The sequence below is a fragment of the Paenibacillus vortex V453 genome, assembly GCF_000193415.1.
Lineage (GTDB): Bacteria > Bacillota > Bacilli > Paenibacillales > Paenibacillaceae > Paenibacillus_AQ > Paenibacillus_AQ glucanolyticus.
Genome location: NZ_ADHJ01000009.1, coordinates 95,943 through 117,105, shown reverse-complemented (window position 1 = coordinate 117,105; position 21,163 = coordinate 95,943). Strand labels below are relative to the sequence as shown.

The following is a 21,163-nucleotide window of genomic DNA, read 5'->3' as shown; positions in this document are numbered from 1 at the left end:
CTTCATTCTGTTCATCTACCAGATCGTAAACGAAATCCTTATTGCAGGAATTCCTCAAGCTTCTTCACGTTCTCTTCGTATTCTTTCTGTCTGTATTCATGCACTTTGGCAAATCCGAGCGATTCGCGTTTTTCCAAATAACCGTTCCAAATCTGATCAAACTCGGCATCGGTTTTGGCAAAGATCAGTTTCGGCAGTATTTTACCCCACTCGTTCATGACCTTGTCATTTATAATGCCTTCCTCAGAACTTGCATCCGGGTCCAATTGGTCAAATTGCGAGAAGCTTTCCGTCTTGCCGCGCGTCCAGTCTTCCAGCTGCTTGAACGGCTCTACAGCCGGAGGTGCCCAAGCAGGCGTAATATTGGTATCCATCAGCATCCAGAAGGTATGCGATGCTCCGTACTTCTTGTCGAACGCTCCGCGGTCGCTGTTCAGCAGCTGCGCAACTTCAGGCAGGAACTGGTCTTTGCCGTCAATCGTATCCCATGTTACGCCTTTTTCGCCAAGGTAGGTGTCACGCTGTCCTTCTTCGGAGATCAGGTAATCCAGGAAGCGGATGGCACGTGCTTTGTCCTTTACGTTCTTGGAGATCAATGTAACCGTCCAGCCGGAAATCGATGGACCGGACAGGGTCGGCTGATCCAGATTGGAGTTGGCCGGTCCGTCAACCGCGATGTACACGGAGTTCGGATCATTAGCAAACAGCGCGTTCTGCTGGTTCGCCATATCACTGCGCTGGTAGAGCATCGCGAAGTAACGGCCCTGTGCCATTTTCTCTTCCATTTGCGGACGTTTATCCACAAAGATATCTTTGGACATCAGTCCCTTTTCATTAGCAAGACGCAGGGTCTTGAGCCATTTTACATATTCCGGATCTGTCGTGCGGTCATTCAGCTTTCCGTCTTTATCCTGTGGAATGGCCAGAAAGTTCTGCAGGTAGCCTTCCAACGAGCTGTTGCCTTTTTCATGGAAATCATGCAGACCAAACGGAATGAGCGGCTGCCCGTTCACATCCGGGAACATTTTCTTGGCGTCCTCAAGCGCTTTCAGGAAACCTTCCGGTGTGCGCATCTCCGGGCTTCCAAGCGCCTCATACATGTCTTTACGTACCAGGAACGTTTGGTTCGACGTGATGTTGTCGCCAAACTTCTCATAGTCCTTCGGTGATGAGGAAGCATTCGGATAACCGTAGATGTTGCCGTCATCCTTCGTGTACCATGACACTTTTGCAGGGTCGGATACTTTATAGAAATACGGATCATACTGATCGGCCAATTCGTTCAGAGGCAGGACCAGATCGCCTTCAATCATTTTTTTGACAGCGTCTTCATACCATCCCAGCGTAATAAAATCGGGCAAGGTACCGGATGCAATCATCGTATTCATCTTCTCGGCTTCGTTCCCCGCCGGTACGATCAGGTTAAGATTCACCCCGGTCTTCTTGGTTACGTATTGGGAAGTAATATCCTCGCCCCATTTGTTCGGGAACCAGGCAAAGTTGATGTACCAGTCAAACGTAATCGGTGAAGTGTCAACTTGCCACCCCGGCTGATCCTGAGTCAGTTTCACTTCTTCTGCCGGTTTTTCCTCCTCTTTTTCCGACGCGCTATTATCACCGCCGGACGAGCATGCTGTTGTAAAGGCCATGACCAGTGCGAACATCAACAACAGAAGGCTCTTTGGCTTAAGCATCTTGCTCATGTGTTTTCCCCTTTTCTTATTTAAAAATATGATTATATAGAACTCCCGCCGGATGTGGCAAGAGAAGCTACCGCCTGTATATCTCTCTCCTCCCGGATTTCTCCGGAAGATGGGAGAGGAAAGCTTAACACCGACTTATCCCTTAATGGAACCAATCATCATCCCTTTGACGAAGTACCGCTGCAGGAACGGATATACGAATACAATAGGCGCAGTGGTCACCACCATGGTCGCCATTTTGATTGATTGCGATGTGACCGTCTTGGCAACACCGCCCGGAACCTGGGCCATCATCTGGTTGGAGCTGGATTGAGCCACAACCTTATACAAATACGTCTGGATCGGCTGCAAATCCGTATTGTTAATGTAGATAACCCCGGTGAAATAATCGTTCCACTGGAACACCCCATGAAAAAGCGCGATCGTCGCGATAACCGGCATAGACACTGGCAGCACCACCCGGAGGAAGATCGACCAGTCGTTGGCTCCGTCGATTTTTGCTGCCTCCTCCAGGCCATCCGGGATTTCCCGGAAGAAGGTCATGAAGATGATCAGATCGAAGAAACTGAACATTGCCGGAATGATGTATACCAGGAAGCTGTCCAGCATGTTTAAGTCCTTGATCAGCAGATAGGTGGGAATGAGGCCCCCGCCAAAGAACATGGTCACCGTTCCCATCAGAATATACAACTTGCCGCCAATCAGGCCTTTGCGGGAGAAAGCATACGCAACCATTGCCGTGAAGAGGACGTGGATCAACACGCCGATCACGGTTTTGGCCACGGTAATTCCCATGGCGGTCATGATGCCGGAGCTCTGAAACACCGCGCTGAAATTCTCGAAGCTGAATACCCGCGGCCACCAGTAGATACCTCCGCGCATGGCATCCTGCCCGTCGTTGAAGGCATTCACCAGCACGTACCAGATCGGGTATATCGTCAAAAAGCATACAATCAACATGCCGAAGTTGTTGAATATATCGAAGAAGGCTTCGCCTTTGGTTCTGCGTTTAAGCATGGAATTCCCGTCTCCCTTCCCGTTAGAATAGTGATGTGTCGTTCAGCTTTTTGGTAACCTGGTTCGCGATCAGCAGCAGGATAATAGCAATGACGGACTTGAACAGTGCGACTGCTTGCGCGTAGGAGTAACGTCCGTTCTGCATCCCGGTGTGGTACACGAAAATATCGATTACGTTACTCGCGCTTTCATTAAGCGAGTTCCGCAGCACCAAAATCTGATCGAAGTTGGAATTGAGCACACCACCGACCGCCAGAATGAAAAGAATGGAGATGGTCGATTTGATACTTGGAAGCGTAATGTACCACATCTTCTGGAACCGTCCTGCACCGTCAATCGTGGATGCCTCGTACATTTCAGGAGAAATGCTGGCGATGGCTGCCAGATAAATAATCGCAGACCAACCAAGCTCCTTCCATATATCCGAGGTGATGATGATCCCCCAGAAATATTTCGGTTCGGCCAGATACGTGATCGGCGCATCAATGATATTCAGAGCCAGCAAGATATTGTTGATAATTCCGATGTCGGCAAGCCAGGTCATCAGAATGCCGCCGAGTATAACCCATGACAAGAAGTGAGGCAGATAAGAGATCGTCTGGATTGTTCTCTTGTAGCGAACAGACCGAATCTCATTCAGGAAAAGCGCAAAGATAATCGGAAGCGGAAAACCGATGAACAGCTTCAGCAAGCTGATGCCGAGTGTGTTCCGCATGACGTTCGTAAAGTCCTCGTCCGAGAAAAACTCCTTAAAAATGCTCCAGCCCAACCCATGGGGCCTCGCCAATGGACTTCACAATGTTGAATTCTTTAAATGCGATGATGACACCGTACATGGGAATGTAGTTAAAGATGATCATCCACACAATGCCGAGCAGTGCCATAATTTGAAGATGCCGTTGACCGTAGAGCTTTCGGAGCCATCTTTTTCTATCAAGTTTCTTCTGATCCTGCGCAGAAGGTTCCCTCGATGGACCGACACCGGTTTCGGAAACGTCGGCATGAAGTTGATTTTGCATGGTTATGACCTCCAAGTTGATCCTATCAGATTGAAAACCCTTACATTCTCTATGTTTCTATTGTAGATCGTACTTTCCCTGCATGTAAGGTTTCAGATTTCGTTTCAAGGGGCTCATTTTTCGGGTAAACTCCCTCGATGAGAGCCCTTGTCCTCCCCATAACACAAAAAAAGGCATGAACAGCAGCTTCAAGAGCTGTCATTCATGCCTCAATCCTGCAAATGAATCCTGCTATCCGTGATCTAACCGATCACGTCAGCAGCATTATCCGCTTTTTCCAACGTATATCAAACGGTTTCCCAGTTAATCCTCTTTGTTTTCCTCACGCTGTTCCTGTTTACTCTCGTGTTCCTGTTGATACTTCTCACGCATCAGCTTCTGCATGATGAATTTCTCCTGATCGTTCAAGCCGCCTTGGTTCTCCTGAATGATCATGTTGTCGATGTTTCGCTTCAGTACCTCGGTTTGCGTGTTCAATACATTTCACTCCTTTGAATTTTGCGACCCCTATGCTGCGAAATCACTCTGAGCTCAGAATGTTAAGGGTACACATATTACTAACCATTCTCCTTCCAATGAAACAGAAATAGACGGATTTACCATAAAATCCGAAGGTAGCTTCAAGAAGAATTCGTATTTGCCCAGCGCTTTCTCTAGGTATTAGCTGCTATTTGCGTTCGATCTGAATCCCCTTAGCCAGAGATTTCTGTTGTTTATTGGTATTAACAAGCTGCGGCAGACTTCTCGATTCCTTGACCATAGGGGAATGACACAAATGGCATACCGGTTCCGTGTCGAACGCAAAATCGTCCCGCATCCACCCTTTGCAGTCTTCCTTTGTGCATGCCCAAACTTCCGTTATTTCTTCAGGAATACTCTCCATCGAGTTTTTACGCGAATACATGAACGCTCCTCCTTATTTTCGTCTTAGAAAACAGAAACGCCGTATAAAAGAAAACTGCCCTTAATGTCTCACATTAAGGGCAGTTTTCAATTGTAATTACAATTTAACAACGTTCTCAGCTTGTGGTCCACGGTTTCCTTCAACAATGTTGAATTCAACGCGTTGGCCTTCGTCAAGCGTTTTGAAGCCGTCGCCTTGGATCGCGCTGAAGTGAACGAATACATCGTTACCGCCTTCAACTTCGATGAAACCAAAGCCCTTTTCAGCATTAAACCATTTAACAGTTCCTGTTTGCATGGGGGAATCCTCCTTGATATATATTTACATGACCTTTTTTCTTCGCAGACGGAATAAAAAAATTCACATATTGCACAAGGTTACCAGAAATGACAACCCTCTACAATATGTGAATTCAGGTCGATTTCGATATTCATATCTTAACACATCTGGCCGCCGATAGCAAATACCAAACCAAAAGATTCTGCGTAAAATTATAAGCTGCCTTATTCGGCATCATTCCGATTAACCACAGCGAGGCATATACAACTCCCGGCATATGCCGGGAGCCATATATAGAGCCTGTATTTCACAAGGAAACGTTTACTTGAGCAGTTCCTCAATCGTTTCCTTCCACCGCCCCAGCACTTCATCCGGGTCGTGCAGCTGGATCTTCACCGCCGAGAGAATGTCGGCATATTTCGCGATATCCTCGCGTACAGCCACCACTTCGGCGGCAAAACGCTGCCGAGGGTGCCGGGCATCCGGCAGATCGGGAAGTGCCTGAAGCCGCAGCCGAACATAGTGGGCTGCTCCATCATGAATAGCCACCAGGGTTGCCTGACCTGAGCGCAGAAGGTTCCCGGTTGTCACCGTCCCCGGCCAGAGCGCAAGTCTAAGCCTGCTCCGGTCCAGAGCGACAATCTCTCCTACGCTTATCATCGCCGTATGCGGCCACAGATCTTCCGTTACACTAAGCAGCATCATTGCCGTGCCCTGCTTCGATTCCAGATCGGAGCCGTCCAGCCATTGGTACAGCCCTTCTGATATACCAGCCTGCTCTGTCACAGCCGCATCTCCCCTTTACCATCTAAAATCAACGGGATTCCGAGAACTCCAGCCAATCCAGCTCGATTACGCCTTTGTTCACCATCATCACCACATCGACCGGTCCTTCCTCGACCGGCATAGCCTCAGTCAGCTTATATATTTGCCACTGCCATTCACCGGACTCCGATAACGAGATAACCTCAGGCTCCCGCTCCCCTACCTGAAGCATGATGTCTACGGAACCCGTCGGAAGCTGCGCCCGAATGTCCAGATCGAAGACGCCTGCTGATGCGCTTAGCGCATCATAAGCGAGCCAATCCCCCTCCTGGAGCTGCACGCATACCAAGTTATCCTCTACCCATGGCTTGCCGCCTTCCGGTGCATAACTTGGTTTTTCCATCTTGCCTGTAATCATCCGCATCGGAACACCGTCACGAACCCGAAAGCCGATATCCTGCCTGGCCTTTGCTCCAACATGGTAAGAGAGGCCCTCACCACGATATCCGTAAAACTCTGCCGGGATCTGTATGGGCAGCTGGCGCAGCAGGGACCGGGACACGTTCGGATAGGCATCACATGCTTCCAGCGGAAGATGATCCAGGTATTGGCCCAGAATAGCCTCCGCTTCGGCAGGAGATGGCTTCGCTCCACCTTCCAGATAACCCGTCAGTTGATCCCAGCCCTCCGGCATTCTGATCGAGAACGGCGAGTTTTGAGTGTTCATCTTCTTCCAAGTCCAGAAGTTCCAGGATATATTATGGTCCTCGAACATCCGAAATGCCCCCGTGTACCACTGCGGGTTGTTCTCGCCGCCCTCCCCCATGAAGATCGGCACATTCCATTCCTCGCGCAGATCAAGATACTTCTGAATGCTCTCCGTATCGGGATTATTCCAGTACTTATGGAATTGCAGCATGAGGTTGTCATCAAATTTATCGTCGAAAATACTCCAGTCCGTAGACCAGTGCACTCCTTCCAAAATAATCATATGCCGCTTGTCCACTTCGCGTATCGCTGCGGTGATCTCCTTGTACAGCGGCATCACCCGGTCATTGTACTCGCTGAACCAATCCGGCAGCGGCTCATTGAGCAGGTCGTAACCGGCAACGATCCATTCGTCTTTATAGCGCTCGGCCAGCATTCGCCACAGCGCCACCGTACGCGTTGCGTTCAGCGGGTCGGTGAACAGCTCCGGTAAATCCCGCTCGGAATCGTCTATATTCGCACCCGTCTGTCCGCCAGGTGCGCCGTGCAAATCCAGAATAACATACAGCGAATACGTCCTGCACCAATCGATGACCCGGTCGATCATCTTCAAATGACCTTCGTGATATGCAAAAGGCGGCTGCTGCCCCTCCTCCATAATGAACCTGGCATTGATTGGCACCCGAATCGAGTTGTAGCCCTCATGGGCCATTTGCCGAATATCAGCTTCGGCGATATACCGTTCATAATAGGTTTCCCAGAACGCCGATGCCTTCTCCTCTCCGATCAGATCTTTGACCATGCCTTCGATGCGCCGCGGACGGTCTCCCTGCTCCGGCAGCTTCCACATATATCCTTCCGGCAACAGCCAGCTTCCCAGTCCGACGCCCTGCAGCAAAATCTCCTGACCATCCCCATTAATAATTCGTTTGCCATCCGCCTTAATGAAACCGCTTACTATTTGATTTCTGCTACCACTCATATTGCCATTCCCTCGCTTTCATGTATGTAACGAATGTGGTTGACCTGTGTTTAAAACAAAATATAACATGACATTCGGACAGCTTAACCTCATTCCGAAAATCAGGGAGTCATTCTGAAATATCGCCACCTGTAGCCAAAAGAAAAAGGGCGCTCTCCCCCTGCAGAGGAAAGCACCTTATTAAATCCACAGATTTCTACGATGATGTCTCTGTAAGAGGCGGCGCCTGAACCGGTGACCCCGTAGCTCGTCCCGGCCGCAGGTTTCCCGGCAGCTTGCCAAAGAAGATCCATGTCCAGCGGCCAAGGCGGCTGATGCTGTATACCACCATGTACGAAACGGCCAGCGCACTGACCAGCCCCCCTGCATACCACGCCAGCAGCAGCCAGGAGTTCTCTGTATGGGGAGGGAAATCCCGGTAGATCAGCAAAACCAAAGGATGAACCAGATAAATACCGAAGGAGTATACCCCGATCCGCCTGAATCCGTTCAGCCACCACGCACGCTTATTCCCGAAGCTCAGCGCTACTTGGAGCATAACCAGCGCGGTCGTTAATGTGTGTGCATTCCAGAACGCATCGTAGAGCAGCGGGTGATATTCCATGCCCAGCAGCCGCTGATTGTATCTAAGACCTATATGCACCAGCGCGGCGCCCAGCCACACTGCCCAAAGCGCGACCCAGCCCAGCTTGCGCAGCGTTGGCGTTGCGGTCCCCTGTGCTGAAGTCAGCCAATCTTTTACCCGGTCATAATAGATGCCAATCCATGCCCCGAGAAAATAATACGACAAAAATGACAGCGACCAGCTGTTGCGGTTGGTCACGTCCCACCAGGCATCATTGCCGAGATAGAACAGCCATTGCAGTACGATGCCCACCAGCACGCTCGACGCCGCGAAGCCGCGGAACCGCTTCAGCAGCATCAGCACCAGCGGGAACAGCACATAGAACTGAATGTTAATGAAGATGAAATATAAGTGCGTGTAAGATTTTCCCGTCAACAGCTTGGGGCAGAAGCTCTCCAGCATCGCTGCTAGATTCGACTCGCCCCCGCGATGATACCAGGCCACGGTAAAGAACAGAATCGAGAACAGCAGATACGGGACCAGAATATACATCAGCCGGTTCTTGAAGAACCGCGCAAGATCGCTGCCCTTGAACGGACGATGGTAATAGTTATAGAACAGCACAAAGCTGCTCAGGAAAATAAATGTTGTCGTTCCGACCTTCGAAAAAATGTTCAGGAAGTTATATAAGCCAAAAAAATCGTCCCCGCGCATCTGAACTGTGGCGAATGAAGTTGCATGCACCATCAGCACACCCATCATCGCAAAGCCCCGAACCAGGTCGATTTCGGTCAATTTTGCACGTTTATCCATGTTGCCTCCTTCATCCTAATGACGCACCCTATTATATCTCACTCCCCACCGCTTGGATACTAAATTTTCCTAAAAGTGGCATGGAACAAGCTCCCTTTGCCATACCAGTGTAAAAAGGGCCTGGCACCAAGACAGGACAAAAGCTTACATGCCTGCAGCGTCATTTTAAAGTGAATAGGAGGGGATTTCTACTGATCGAATTCAGCCGAGTCAACAAATTTTTCGGAACCTTCCATGTTCTGAAAGAAATCGACCTGACCATTTCCCAGGGGGAAGTCGTTGTCATCGTGGGGCCATCCGGCTCCGGAAAAAGCACGCTGCTGCGCTGCATCAACCGGCTCGAAGGCATAAGCGATGGCGAGCTTGTTGTGAATGGAGTCAAGCTTCATGACCGAAAGATCGACATTAATAAATTCAGACGGGATATCGGCATGGTGTTCCAGCATTTCAATCTGTATCCGCACAGGAAGGTAATCGACAACATCATCCTTGCACCCATGAAGGTGCTGGGAATGACCAAAGCGGAAGCCACGGAAAAAGCGATGACGTACCTGCAGCGGGTCGGGATTGCGGACAAAGCGGACAGCTATCCCTCCCAGCTCTCAGGCGGCCAGCAGCAGCGGGTTGCCATTGCCCGCGGATTGACGATGAACCCGAAAATCATGCTGTTTGATGAACCAACATCCGCACTCGACCCGGAAATGATAGGCGAAGTGCTGGATGTCATGCGTTCGCTCGCTCACCAAGGCATGACCATGGCCGTGGTTACGCATGAGATGGGCTTCGCCCGTGAAGCCGCAGACCGGGTCGTCTTTATGGATGAAGGGCGCATCATTGAGGATGCCGCTTCCTCCGAATTCTTCAGTCAACCGCGGGAAGAAAGAGCCCGGGCATTCCTGAGTCGTCTGCTGCACCACTAACCGCCGACCATGGATGAAACTCTGCTACGTTTACGGCTAGCATAACCGCTTTCAGTAGAACCGGCTGTGAGAAATTATATCTTTGAGGGGGATCTGAAGTATGAAGAACAGGTTTACAAGGAAGTTCCGATGGAGCGCGGCGATTCTGTCGCTAATTATGATGCTGATCGCATCAGGATGCGGAGGCTCCGGCAATACAGACACCCTGGATGCCATCAAGAAACGGGGCAAACTGGTGGCGGGCGTGAAATATGATACGAAGCTGTTTGGACTTCAGGACCCGGCCACCGGCAATGTGGAGGGTTTTGATATCGACATCGCCAAAGCGCTTGCCAAGAAGATTCTTGGTGATGAAACCAAAGTCGAGCTGAAGGAGGTTACCTCCAAAACGCGGATCGATATGCTCAAGAACGGGGACATCGATATCATTATCGCCACCATGACCATTACGGAGGAACGCAAGGAACAGGTGGATTTCAGCGATGTGTATTTTGAAGCTGGCCAATCCTTGCTGGTGAAAAAGGGCAGCCCCATTACAGGACTCGAAAGCCTGAACAAGGATACGAAGGTACTCACCGTGAAGGGCTCCACCTCCGCGCAGAACATCCGTGAGAAAGCCCCTGACGCCGTAATCCTGGAATTCGAGAATTACCAGGATGCCTTTACCGCTCTCAAAGCAGGGCAGGGTGATGCCCTGACCACCGACAATTCGATTTTGCTCGGCATGCAGCAGCAGGACCCCAGCTTTGAACTGGTCGGCGGCAACTTTACGGATGAGCCATACGGCATGGCAATCAAGAAAGGGAATCCCGAGTTTGTGAAAACCGTTAACGAGCTGTTGAAGGAAATGAAGGACAGCGGCGATTACGACAAGCTGTACGAACAGTGGATGGGCGTTAAACCGGAATAACTGTCACATGTAATGGCCGGGTCGGTTCCAGAAGACTTGCTTCTAATGATAAGGGATCTTCCTTAGGGAGGGGACCTTCTCTTCCGACCGGCCCATCAATTTTAATCCCCAATTGGAGGTGAGGCATTTTGACCTTGTGGGATTTTAACATTCTGGTTGAGCATTGGGATCAATTCATGGCAGGCCTGGGTCAGACTATTCTGGCCAGCCTGTTCGGGCTGATTGGCAGCTTGGTGCTGGGCACACTCATTGCCATTCTGCGCATTGCCCCATTCCGCATACTAAAGGCCATCGGTGCCATCTATGTGGAGTTTATCCGCAACATTCCGCTCCTGGTGGTTGTATTTTTCTTTTTCCTGGGTCTCCCTGCTCTGGGTGTGCCGGTTGATCCGTTCACCTCAGGGACGCTCGGATTGATGGTGTATACAGCGGCCTTCATCGCCGAAGCCATTCGGGCAGGCATTCAGGCGGTACCGTCAGGACAGACCGAGGCCGCACGGTCCTCCGGGCTGAGTTATGTCCAGAACATGCGCTACATCATTCTTCCCCAGGCGGTCAAAATCGTACTCCCGGCTATCGGCAATCAATTGATTAATTTAGTTAAGAACTCCTCTGTTTTGGGCGTTATCGCAGGACTCGATCTGATGTATTATGCCGATCTTATTAATCTAAGCACCTTTAAGGGCATACCTGTCTACACGTTTGTAGCCCTGTTCTATCTTCTCCTGACCGTTCCGCTCAGTCTGGCCGTCCACTACATGGAGCGCCGATTTGCGAGAAGCAATTGACGTTAACACGAAGTTCGCCTATTAAACAGGAGGTGGCATGAGATGGATTTTATCGGTGCGTACTCCTGGCCGAATCTGCGATATCTCCTTCAAGGCTTTTGGATCACGGTGCAGGTTGCCGGCTTATCGATTATATTCAGCTTCATTATTGGAACCGTACTCGGGACTGTAAGGTATACGCGAACCCCCTTCCTATCACGGACAACGGCCTTTTTCGTGGATATAATCCGCAACCTGCCGCTGCTGCTGATCATTTTCTTCATCGGCATGGTGCTGCCGCAGACAGGGATTCGCATTCCAACCTTTTGGGCGGCTGTGGTCGGGCTGAGCATTTTCGAAGGGGCCATGATAGCGGAGATTGTCCGCAGCGGTCTTGTATCGGTAGATAAAGGCCAGATCGAGGCGGCACGGGCCTCGGGTCTCTCTTATATGCAGACATTGAGGCATGTGATTCTCCCGCTGGCACTGCGCCGAATGTCCCCGCCCATGGTCAGCCAGTTCATTTCGCTCATTAAGGATACTTCGCTCGCTGTCATCATCTCGCTGCCTGAGCTGATGCGTAACGTGCAGATTCTAAGCGGCTCCAGCTATTCCTACGTTATACCGGCCCTTGTCTTTGCATCGCTATTGTACTTCACGCTGAATTATCTTCTGTCCATCATCGCCAAACAGCTGGAAGCCAGGCAAATTTAACCCTGATTTCAGTTCTTGGGTCATACTATCGTTATTGACCACCAACCGATTTTTGGGAATAAACTCCAGCTCCGCAGGCCGGCCGGCTTGCGGAGTATTTGGCTTATGCGTGAAACAGTTACACTCCCTTATCATTTTCATAAGGCTGCAACAATGCCCCTATCGGACACGTCTACATATGTATCCATCTCCCAAAAAAAGGAGCACTCCAAAATGAAAAAGGGCATCCTCATTGCGGTCAGTCTGTCCCTCGTTGTCGGATTATGGCTTGGCATCGATAACACCGAGGTTTCTGCGCTATCTTGTGCCGAGCCTAGAGAGGTTACCGAGGAGTTGAAAATATCAGACGCGGTATTTAGGGGCACCTTGACCTCATCTAACCCCGAAGCCGACATGTCCAAAACCCATTATGAGTTTCAGGTATCCGAATGGTGGAAAGGAGAGCATACCTCCTCCACCGTCAAGCTGTATTCCAATGGCTGGGAATCCTTCGAGCCGGGCAAAGAATATATCGTATTCGTGGACAAGAGCGAGAAGAGACTCACACCCCGTCTATGCGGAAATACCGGTCTTTCCTCATCCGTTGACGTTACGGCTTTGGGTGAAGGCATTCTGCCGGAGAAGCTCGTCCAATCATCCGGTAATCCAAGGCCTGACGGTCTTCTTCAAGTTTTCATGGAATGGATCCGCGATCTGCTGGGCAAAATCTAACCCCCTTCTCTCGCTAACCCATTCCTCGGAAATCCAGCTGTCCGCCTTTTTTACCAGGGAACCCCCAGCCTCATCCTTATAAAAAAATACAACCATTGTCTGAGTCATCCGTATACAACCTATAAGAACTTGCTGTTTATACAGGAGGATGAGAGATGATCAAAAGATTATTGTTAATTTCACTTGTTCTGGGTGTCCTCTCCGGCTGTTCATTGGTGGACAATGTGAACAATTCGCTGGATTACACTCAAGAAGCAACCACTTTTATGAATGAGGCTGCCCAGTTCGCCGAGTCCATTCCGGAGCTCGCACAACAGGCTGCAACAAATGCAGACGCTCAGGAAACGCTAACCAAGGAACTTGAAGCGATGAAAACCCGAATCTCGGAGTTTAACGGGATTGAAGCTCCTGCCTTTGCGAAGACGATCCATGAACAGCTTGTCGCATTAAACGACACTTTGCTGACGGACATTAACGGCTACATGGATCAAATCCAGAACGGGGTCACCGATTTCCAGAACTCCAACATCGCTCAGACCATCAATAAAATAAACGAAACCATGGATAAACTCCAAAATCTTCAGCCGTGATGGTGCCTTACATTAAGACATGGAACCCCTGCTCTTCATGAGCAGGGGTTCCTGTGCTGTACTCGATTATGTAGGTAGTTAGTCCATCATCTGAAAAATGATTCCAAATTGGCTGTAAGCGCCTGCCTCACCACATACCGGCTTTCGTCCCCGCCGGGAGCCATGATCCAGTATGTTCCCTGATAACTTGCTTCACCCTCCGAACCCCAAGCCACAATGAATTGCCAGGCTGAACCAAAACGCTTATCGAATTCCACTCTATAATTTTCGGCAATGTTCTCCTTCGAAACAGGTTCGATCCGGACATGCTGTACGCTCTCAAAAGACTTCATCCATTCCGTAAACTCCACCATGTCCTGGACATAATGACCGGAGAAATAACCTTCGGCACCCCCCGATATGGCGTAAAAGGTCTCCTGATCCTCGGCTTGAGCCGCCTGATACAGCAAAGAAACCGTCTGCACCGGGGTCAAGACAGGCATCTTCGCTTTCGCTGCCAGAAATGCCCTGTCTTCCGCGGTATGACGAATTTCCACAGCAATGAGCTCCTCCATCGCCGCCTCTCTGCCAAGCTCGTAAGCTCCCGGGTAAATCGTGGATTGCTCTACCACTTTAAGCCCATCCGTGAACGCCGTCACGAACCACAGGTTGTGGTCCCCCTGACTGAGCTCCTCCAGCACAATCTCGGCCTGACTGCCGTACGTAATCGCAAGCAGCTGGCGGCTTGCCTGATCCAGCATCTCTTTATCGAAAACCATGAAGCGTTCCGGCCGCACTTCCCGTTTGCCGGCCTCTTCGATTAATACCTTCAGCTTGGCCGGGGAAATCCGGACACTCGGAATGTCGGCATGCTGGAAATACGATTCGGAATCGTCAGCCTGAAGCGCCTCGTACATTCGGAGAACCGCCTCAATCGGATTCCTGTTGGTATCCCCTTTTGGCTCGGACCCTTGCTCCGCCTGGCGATCGACTTGTTCTTCTTGCCGGAATGCCGTACGCACCGATTCCTTAGCCGATGCTGACGTCTCCGATTCTTCTCTGACGGATTTCCCGGCATTCGGTATGGAGGCAGCGGACGTTGGCTGCACAGATGATGGCTCCTCCTTGCTGCAAGCAACTGTTAACAGGATCGTCAGTACAGCCAAAGCAAGAGTCAGTCCATACTGCTTATACAGCTTGCCGATATTCAATTCATTCACCCCCTATATATAGATAATGACCCCACTGTATTTAGGATTTGTACTGCCATCTATCTCTTTATATTCATCATCGTCATTCCGCAAGGGAATGTTTATTGTTATAAGCAAAAAAGCTCCCGCCTCAGATCTTGAGACCTTGAGTGAGAGCTCTTACGCGTACCCTGGATAACTTAAAACTGATTATAGCTTACAAATTCCAATACCGGCTTGCGATAGCCGCGGGGGCGGGGCTTTCTGGTATCCTCCTTGCCGATGGCAATCAACATCGCAGGTACGTAGGAATTCGGAACATTTAATGTCTTCCGCAAAACTTCAGGATCAAATCCGATCATCGGGCAGGTATCCCAGCCCTTGTCCTTGGCTACCATCATCAGCAGCATCGAGGACAGGCTTGCATTACGAATGGCCTCTTCCCTCATAAAAGAGTCTCCGCCCGCTTCATAGAAATCCGTCACCGATTCAACCGTCATATCAAACTCCAGTTTATCGATCACTCCGAGGTTCAAGAAACCCTCATTCATTCTTCCGATGTCCTCATAGGCGAGCTTGTTTCCAAACACAACGATGACGGCAGAGGCGGTGTGGATCTTGTACTGTTTGTGGGCCGCTTCGTAAATTTGGTGCTTGATATCGGGATCCTTCACCACAACATAATGCGTGTGCTGTAAATTAAACGCCGAAGGAGCGTATTTAACCTCATTAAATATTTCATTCAAATCCTTGTCCGGAATTTCGATTCCTTCAATAAACAGATTAGCCGACCTCCGGCTCTTAATCAACGATGTCAGATCACTCATATCTATACAACTCCTAATTCATCCTATTAATTATAAAAAATACAGCATCCATCAAATACAGTTCGAATTCATAACTATTCGCTGCAGCCCGGTGCAAGTTCGGTCTTCATATGCATGGGTTTCATCTGATCGCCAGTTCCCATTCTTATTATTTTCTACCTTTATCGTTTATATTGAAGTTATGTACATCACACTTGCCCTTGCTCTTTAGTTGCGTTAATTAAACCATTTACAAGGTTAACTATGAGGCATTCGCCAAAACTTACCACTTTCAATCCACTAACTTTTATATAGTTATTTATCTTGATTTAAAGATATATGATTATCCCCTATCTGTCAACCATTATTTAACTACTCATACCGGCTACCCCATCCGCTGTTTGGCAACCATGGAAGTCTGTTTCCTAATGCCTGGCAGCACTTCATCACCCGTAAATTCAAGTCAAAAAAAGCGTGCAGACATTGTCTGCACGCCATCAACTTGTAAAAAAGGAGATACCCCTTGGATAAGGATCATCGCCCCCTATTCCGCCAGCTTTTTGATCTCCTCTACGGTCAGGGCCTTGTTATAGATCCGTACCTCATCCAGACTGCCGTTAAAATAAGGATCGGCCGCAAACCGGCTTCTGCCCAAATAAACTTCCGTTGCCAGCAGCTCGTTCGGATTCAGCTTCATATAGTCTCCTGACGCAACGACTTGACCATTCACGTACAGCTTGCCTGTATCTCCTTGCAAAGTGACTGCAACATGAGTCCATTCATTGGTCGGCAATGGTACGGCAGACAAGAGGCTCTGATCTCCACCACTTCCATGCAGCGTAAATTGCAGCACACCGGAGTGCTGGGATGGCGTCAGGAACATATGCCGGGCCAGTCCGTTCCCTGCATCCAGCACTCTCTGCCACGGAGCTCCTCCCTTCCAATATACCCAGGCCGCAAAAGTAAAGTCCTCGGTATCGGTCACCTGATTTGGCAGCTCAATATAGCCATCCGTGCCGTTGAACTCCATCCCGCTGCCTTGCCGGCTCTGCTCGTTCCACTGGACGCCTCCAACCACCTTGCCATGAAATCCATTAGCTGAGCTGTCTAACACCGCATTGCCCTTATTCTCACTGAATGGGTAGTTCAGCAGCAGCGGACCTGCCGGCTGCTGCAAGACGTTCACTTCAAAGGCTCTGGAAGCCTTTGATTTGCCCTTTGTAATTTGAGCGGTCAATGTAACCTTGGCATCCCCTGTCCCCGCAGCAGGGCGCTTCACCTTACCGCTTGCGGTTATAACTTCCGGATGAGAGGAACTCCAGCCAATGACCGTTCCACCCGAAGCCTGGGAAGGCAGGGTCAGATCGTAAAAAATACCGCTCACGTCCCCTATGGACAGATCCTTCTTCACTGCATTCACCGTCTCCTTATCACTCCGGTCAAGCTGACGCGCGCCCCACACGGCCGCTCCATCCGCTGAAAGAGCCGTAAAGGTCATCACCTGCCGCTTCGCATCAGGGTCCCACTGCTCGGCGAGCACCCCTGTATAACCCACTCCATCCAGCGTAAGCTGCACATCCCGTTTTCCGCTGATCTTCCATGTACCCGCTGCTCCACCCGTGACTTTGCCGTTCTTATGAAGCTCAATGGATACGGATTCTTTCATCGCAGCTGAGATATCTTTGCCGTGATGAATCAGCTTGTATTCTCCAGCCGCATCATTCGGCGTAATCTTATGGTTATGCTTCGCTTCCTCGCCCGCGTATCGGTATGGTGCCGCTACAGGCCAACCCTCCTCATTCATGTACAGTTCATGCACCCGAATCTCATGCTCTTCTCCCCGCAGCGGGAATCGGCTGTGAAAAATAAGAAATGTTCTTCCGCTCCGCTCATCATAATAAACGGAGTTATGTCCTGGGGATACGGCTCCCGTTCCGATTCCCGTTCCCGGATCACCAATCAAGCGTTGAAACAAATAGTTTCCCATCAGCTTCACGCCGTACGGTTCAATCGACCGGTCATCAAAAAGCGGAAGCGCAGGATCCGCCTTCACCTCTCTCATATCGTTGCCTTCTGCATCGTAGAAGGGACCATCCGGACTTTTTGAACGAACGACCCGCATATTGTAACCTCCAGCCGCATCCAAGCCGCCGTACGAAAGATACAGATAATAATAGTCCGTCTCCGGGTTGTAGAGCATGTACGGCCCTTCAATCCGGCTGTGATTGCCGCCGAGCAGCTTCTTGCCATATCCCTGTCCAGGCAGCGGCTTGCCTGTCTTGGCATCCATCTCCATAATGAAAATGCCGCCGGAGTATGAGCCGTATACCATCCACAGCTTGCCGTTCTTATCAAAGAATACATCCGGATCTACCACGTTCGGGTGCTTGGTGGCATCATAGACGGTTCCATCCTCACTGATCTCATCCCACATGCCGGATTTCAGAATAATGCCCGTGTCCTTATAAGGTCCCTCGATCTGGTCTGCAACCGCGACCCCCATAGCGGATCGCGGGGAATCTCCTTTACAGGCGTTGTAATACATATAGAATTTGCCGTCAGCCAGTTGAATCACATCCGCTGCCCACAAGGTATCGCTCTGCGCCCAGGCGAGTGTCTCCTTCAGTTCCTCCGTTACATTCGGGATCAACGGGTTGCCGTTCGCGACTCCCGATGCAACCATATCCCAGTTCAGCAGATCCTTCGATTTGGCCGCAGCCAGATGGGAACCGAACACATAATATGTATCCCCGGTCTTGATGACGGACGGATCATGAACGGACGCTTCCACAGGCGTCTTATCTGCCTTCTTGCTTGCTCCCGCCTCAGCGTACACATCCGGACTGCTCACCACTGCCCCCTGACCCATAGAGGTTAACCCCCCAATCAATAAGGCTGCAACCAAGCTTGCAGCAGCCGTCTTACGCAGCATGTTCTGGTGCATGCGATTCTCCCTTCACTTCATTTTTTGTAAACCCTTTCACAAATAAAAACCAAGAAGCTGTGATTTTTGAATCTTTGCTCATTTGATTCATAATAATATAAAACGTTTTATATTTGATAAGATATTAACATTGCCTGTTATGGAATATCAATCCTAAATCTCATTATTTTTATTAACAAATATAATAATGGGAGGAAAGACCTAAAAAACCCTGATCTATTACGGATCAGGGTTTTATTTTATATTTCAATGAAATTAAATCAGGGAATCACTCAGTAGCTCCACCAGTTACCCGACATCACAATCATGGAGAACAGCTTGATGCTCTCCTCATAATATCCCTCTGCAGATGCGTTCGTTGTGTAACTCCACACAGAGTTCAACCAGCTCTGATGACTGGATGAAGTCATGGCGCTCACGCCGAACGGTGCATAGAAGGCTCCGCTGTTATAGGTCACCAGCGCGGTGCCGTTCAGATTATATCCTGCCTTAACATTAGCCGGATTGCTGCTCGTAGCTGATTTAATGAAGGTGTTCATTTTGTTCAATTGATTCAGTGCGCGTGAATCGCCTGTCATCAGGTAATCGGTTGTTATCCGCCAAGGGGTTCGGGATGAATTGTAATAATATTTCCCATCGTTTGCTCCCTCCAGGAATCCCGCTGCAGCAGGCTGATAATTGCTGCCTGACATGACAACGAAATCCGGCAGCAAGCCGGTATTCGAGCTGTAACCGTTGTAGATCGAATTGATGATGGTATAGGTCTTGTTAATGACGTTATCCCAGCGAGCATCGCCTGTGGCCGACCGGAATGCCTTCATATGATTCAGCATGAAATCCGATGGGCGGGTGGCGGTGTTGTAGTTACCGCTCGTAGCCCAATCGCCAAGCCGCAGCGTCCATTGCGACTGGTTCACGTCGTTGCTCATAATCGCGTTAATGATATTTTTGGCCGCTTGCAGGTAATTGATCGAGCCGCTGCTTCCCCACTGCTTGTCCGCAAGCAGAAGGGCATAAGCAATGTCCATGTCGCCGTCCGTTGCCGAATTGGCTCCCTCGATATTCTGGAAGCTGCTGTTCTGTTTCCATGCCATTAAATACGGATTGTTATCACTAGGGTGCGCTTTATAATAACGATAAAGTCCATCAAAATACGTCTGTGCATTACTGTCATACCCCGCCATGAGAACGGTGAATAACATGCCGTAGCCATGAGCCTCGGACACCGTCTCCCCTGCGGAATTGTATTTCACATAATATTGTCCTGAAGCAGCCGGTTTCAAGAACGAGCCCTTCCAGCTGTTCCACTTGCTCTGAACCGCATTGTCCATCACAGTCTGTGTCACATGATTAGGCTTAATGGAGCCGCTCGTATAGGTTGTATGCTGAGGAAACGGCTTGTTGGCCGCCATAGACAATCCGGCTGGCAGAACCATAACCACGGCACAGAGCAATACCACAGATTTACGAATAATTGATTTTCGGAATAGCTTCATCAAATTTCGCTCCTTTGATTTTCGAATAGGAAATCTATTACCATGGCAACCTGGTAAACCGGTTTCGGATTCGACCACCACCCTTCCCAATTATCGATGGAAACGAGGAGACTGATTATATGTATGCGCTACCAATAAAAACGGATATATACCTTCTTTCATATAAAAAGAGTTCATATCCATATCTACTATTATTATAATATAACTGTATATTATTGTAAATTGATAGTTTGTGTATTCCCCTTATTCCGGACAAGCAAAAAAAGCTGTCCTCCCGCAGTGAAAACACGGCTTGAAGAGACAGCTATATCCATTCCACCCCGATATCGGCGGTTCCGCATTATGCTTCTGCACCCACTGGATCATCATCATATTTAAAAATCGTTCCCAGTGTTGCAGATCCCGGACCATACCGCTCATAAGCCTTGCCCGCTTCATCCACGGGGATTACATGCGAGATCAGCGGTTTAACCGTTATTCTCCCTTCGGCAAGGAGACGAATATATTCGGCGATGTTGCGCCCTTCCGTCCAGCGCACGAAACCAATCGGATAATCCGTATTGCGGAGTTCATAATCCGTTTCATACCGGCCGGGACCTCCTGCGCGTGATATGAGCACCTGTGCCTCCTTGCCAAACATCGCTTCCCTGGAATAACTCATGGATAAATCACCGACCATGACGATTTTGCCCTTATCCCGTATCCATCCCATCGAGGCGTTCATGAGCTCCTCCCCAGGTCCGTTCGCACACAGAATCACGCTGTCAACTCCATGTCCGCCGGTCATAAGCTGAATCCGCTCCTCAAGCAGCTCCTGACTGTCATACGCATAGGGAATATACCGCTTCATCTCCTTCACCCGTTCCGGGTTCAGATCAAGCCCCGCAACGGGGCAGGCTGACGCGTGGGCAATCTGGGCAATCATCTGCCCGAGTATGCCAAGACCGACAATTACTGCCGATTCGCCGAAATGCAGATCCGCTACTCGCAGGGCATGGATGGCAATCGCCCCAAGCCCGGCAAAGGCAGCCTCCTTCGGATCCACCCCATCCGGGACAGCAGCCGTCAGGTTGGAAGGCACTGCAAGCCACTGGGCATGACGCACGTAAGGCGCCCCATAACAGGCCACCCTTTGCCCGATGGCAAGCCCCTCCACGCCAGCGCCCAATGCCTCGATAATCCCGACAGCGCTGTAACCCATGATGACTTTTTGATCCGATGCTCTTCGAATAAAAATCATTTCCGTACCCGGGCTGACCGCCGAATATTCGGTACGAACAAGCACATGACCTGCCGGCAATCCGTCCGGCTTGTCGATTTGATCCACGATAACTTCTCCAAGAATGGTAGCCACAGCTTTCATACGAACCCTCCCACTTCG

Annotated in this window: 19 protein-coding genes and 1 pseudogene; 6 read left to right on the top strand and 14 right to left on the bottom strand. The window is 49.9% G+C overall.

Annotated elements, in window-relative coordinates; genetic code table 11:
* Positions 1 to 38: 38 nt before the first annotated feature.
* The 9 genes and pseudogenes from PVOR_RS04505 to PVOR_RS04470 all read right to left on the bottom strand — a co-directional run bounded on the left by PVOR_RS04505 (position 39) and on the right by PVOR_RS04470 (position 8,755).
* The gene (locus PVOR_RS04505) at positions 39 to 1,703 is read right to left on the bottom strand and encodes an extracellular solute-binding protein (RefSeq protein WP_006207900.1); all 1,665 of its coding nucleotides are present in this window, start codon (positions 1,701 to 1,703) and stop codon (positions 39 to 41) included.
* A gap of 135 nt (positions 1,704 to 1,838) precedes the next feature.
* Positions 1,839 to 2,720 (bottom strand): carbohydrate ABC transporter permease, encoded by an 882-nt coding sequence (locus tag PVOR_RS04500; RefSeq protein WP_006207899.1) that lies wholly within the window; start codon positions 2,718 to 2,720, stop codon positions 1,839 to 1,841.
* Between the two features lie 22 nt (positions 2,721 to 2,742).
* A pseudogene (locus tag PVOR_RS04495) lies at positions 2,743 to 3,739 on the bottom strand (ABC transporter permease).
* 303 nt (positions 3,740 to 4,042) lie between these two features.
* A complete protein-coding gene (locus PVOR_RS30930; RefSeq protein WP_006207898.1) occupies positions 4,043 to 4,216 on the bottom strand; it encodes a hypothetical protein in 174 nt (57 codons plus the stop codon).
* Positions 4,217 to 4,406: 190 nt separating this feature from the next.
* Positions 4,407 to 4,643, bottom strand: coding sequence for a cold-shock protein (locus PVOR_RS04490; protein ID WP_006207897.1), 237 nt, complete (start codon positions 4,641 to 4,643; stop codon positions 4,407 to 4,409).
* 96 nt (positions 4,644 to 4,739) lie between these two features.
* The gene (gene cspD, locus PVOR_RS04485; RefSeq protein ID WP_006207896.1) at positions 4,740 to 4,940 is read right to left on the bottom strand and encodes a cold-shock protein CspD; all 201 of its coding nucleotides are present in this window, start codon (positions 4,938 to 4,940) and stop codon (positions 4,740 to 4,742) included.
* Between the two features lie 303 nt (positions 4,941 to 5,243).
* The gene (locus PVOR_RS04480) at positions 5,244 to 5,708 is read right to left on the bottom strand and encodes a hypothetical protein (RefSeq protein WP_006207895.1); all 465 of its coding nucleotides are present in this window, start codon (positions 5,706 to 5,708) and stop codon (positions 5,244 to 5,246) included.
* A 28-nt stretch (positions 5,709 to 5,736) separates the two neighbouring features.
* Positions 5,737 to 7,377 (bottom strand): cellulase family glycosylhydrolase, encoded by a 1,641-nt coding sequence (locus tag PVOR_RS04475; RefSeq protein WP_006207894.1) that lies wholly within the window; start codon positions 7,375 to 7,377, stop codon positions 5,737 to 5,739.
* Between the two features lie 196 nt (positions 7,378 to 7,573).
* Positions 7,574 to 8,755 carry an acyltransferase gene (locus PVOR_RS04470; protein ID WP_006207893.1) on the bottom strand — a complete coding sequence of 394 codons (1,182 nt, stop codon included), beginning with the start codon at positions 8,753 to 8,755 and terminating at the stop codon, positions 7,574 to 7,576.
* A 170-nt stretch (positions 8,756 to 8,925) separates the two neighbouring features.
* On the opposite strand from PVOR_RS04470, the gene PVOR_RS04465 reads away from it, so the two are divergent.
* The 6 genes from PVOR_RS04465 (at position 8,926) to PVOR_RS04440 (ending at position 13,367) form a co-directional block, all read left to right on the top strand.
* Positions 8,926 to 9,675: an amino acid ABC transporter ATP-binding protein gene (locus tag PVOR_RS04465; RefSeq protein ID WP_006207892.1), complete on the top strand. Its 750-nt coding sequence runs from the start codon at positions 8,926 to 8,928 to the stop codon at positions 9,673 to 9,675.
* Between the two features lie 100 nt (positions 9,676 to 9,775).
* Positions 9,776 to 10,585, top strand: coding sequence for a glutamate ABC transporter substrate-binding protein (locus tag PVOR_RS04460; protein WP_006207891.1), 810 nt, complete (start codon positions 9,776 to 9,778; stop codon positions 10,583 to 10,585).
* Between the two features lie 128 nt (positions 10,586 to 10,713).
* Positions 10,714 to 11,373 carry an amino acid ABC transporter permease gene (locus PVOR_RS04455; RefSeq protein WP_006207890.1) on the top strand — a complete coding sequence of 220 codons (660 nt, stop codon included), beginning with the start codon at positions 10,714 to 10,716 and terminating at the stop codon, positions 11,371 to 11,373.
* Positions 11,374 to 11,415: 42 nt separating this feature from the next.
* A complete protein-coding gene (locus PVOR_RS04450) occupies positions 11,416 to 12,066 on the top strand; it encodes an amino acid ABC transporter permease (RefSeq protein WP_006207889.1) in 651 nt (216 codons plus the stop codon).
* A 213-nt stretch (positions 12,067 to 12,279) separates the two neighbouring features.
* Positions 12,280 to 12,777, top strand: a complete 498-nt coding sequence (locus tag PVOR_RS04445) for a hypothetical protein (protein WP_006207887.1) — start codon at positions 12,280 to 12,282, stop codon at positions 12,775 to 12,777.
* Positions 12,778 to 12,932: 155 nt separating this feature from the next.
* A complete protein-coding gene (locus tag PVOR_RS04440) occupies positions 12,933 to 13,367 on the top strand; it encodes a DUF6376 family protein (RefSeq protein ID WP_006207886.1) in 435 nt (144 codons plus the stop codon).
* Between the two features lie 86 nt (positions 13,368 to 13,453).
* Here PVOR_RS04440 and PVOR_RS04435 read toward each other — a convergent pair whose 3' ends face one another.
* From PVOR_RS04435 to PVOR_RS04415, 5 genes are all read right to left on the bottom strand, one after another.
* Complete coding sequence (locus PVOR_RS04435) at positions 13,454 to 14,566, bottom strand: hypothetical protein (protein ID WP_414153033.1); 1,113 nt, start codon at positions 14,564 to 14,566, stop codon at positions 13,454 to 13,456.
* Positions 14,567 to 14,736: 170 nt separating this feature from the next.
* Positions 14,737 to 15,363, bottom strand: coding sequence for a nitroreductase family protein (locus tag PVOR_RS04430; protein WP_006207884.1), 627 nt, complete (start codon positions 15,361 to 15,363; stop codon positions 14,737 to 14,739).
* Between the two features lie 523 nt (positions 15,364 to 15,886).
* Entirely contained in the window at positions 15,887 to 18,286 is a 2,400-nt protein-coding gene (locus PVOR_RS04425; RefSeq protein WP_006207883.1) for a LamG-like jellyroll fold domain-containing protein, read from the bottom strand.
* A 272-nt stretch (positions 18,287 to 18,558) separates the two neighbouring features.
* The gene (locus PVOR_RS04420; protein ID WP_006207882.1) at positions 18,559 to 19,782 is read right to left on the bottom strand and encodes a glycosyl hydrolase family 8; all 1,224 of its coding nucleotides are present in this window, start codon (positions 19,780 to 19,782) and stop codon (positions 18,559 to 18,561) included.
* Between the two features lie 340 nt (positions 19,783 to 20,122).
* On the bottom strand, positions 20,123 to 21,145 hold the full coding sequence (locus PVOR_RS04415; protein WP_006207881.1) for a zinc-dependent alcohol dehydrogenase: 1,023 nt from the start codon (positions 21,143 to 21,145) through the stop codon (positions 20,123 to 20,125).
* Between the last annotated feature and the right edge of the window lie 18 nt (positions 21,146 to 21,163).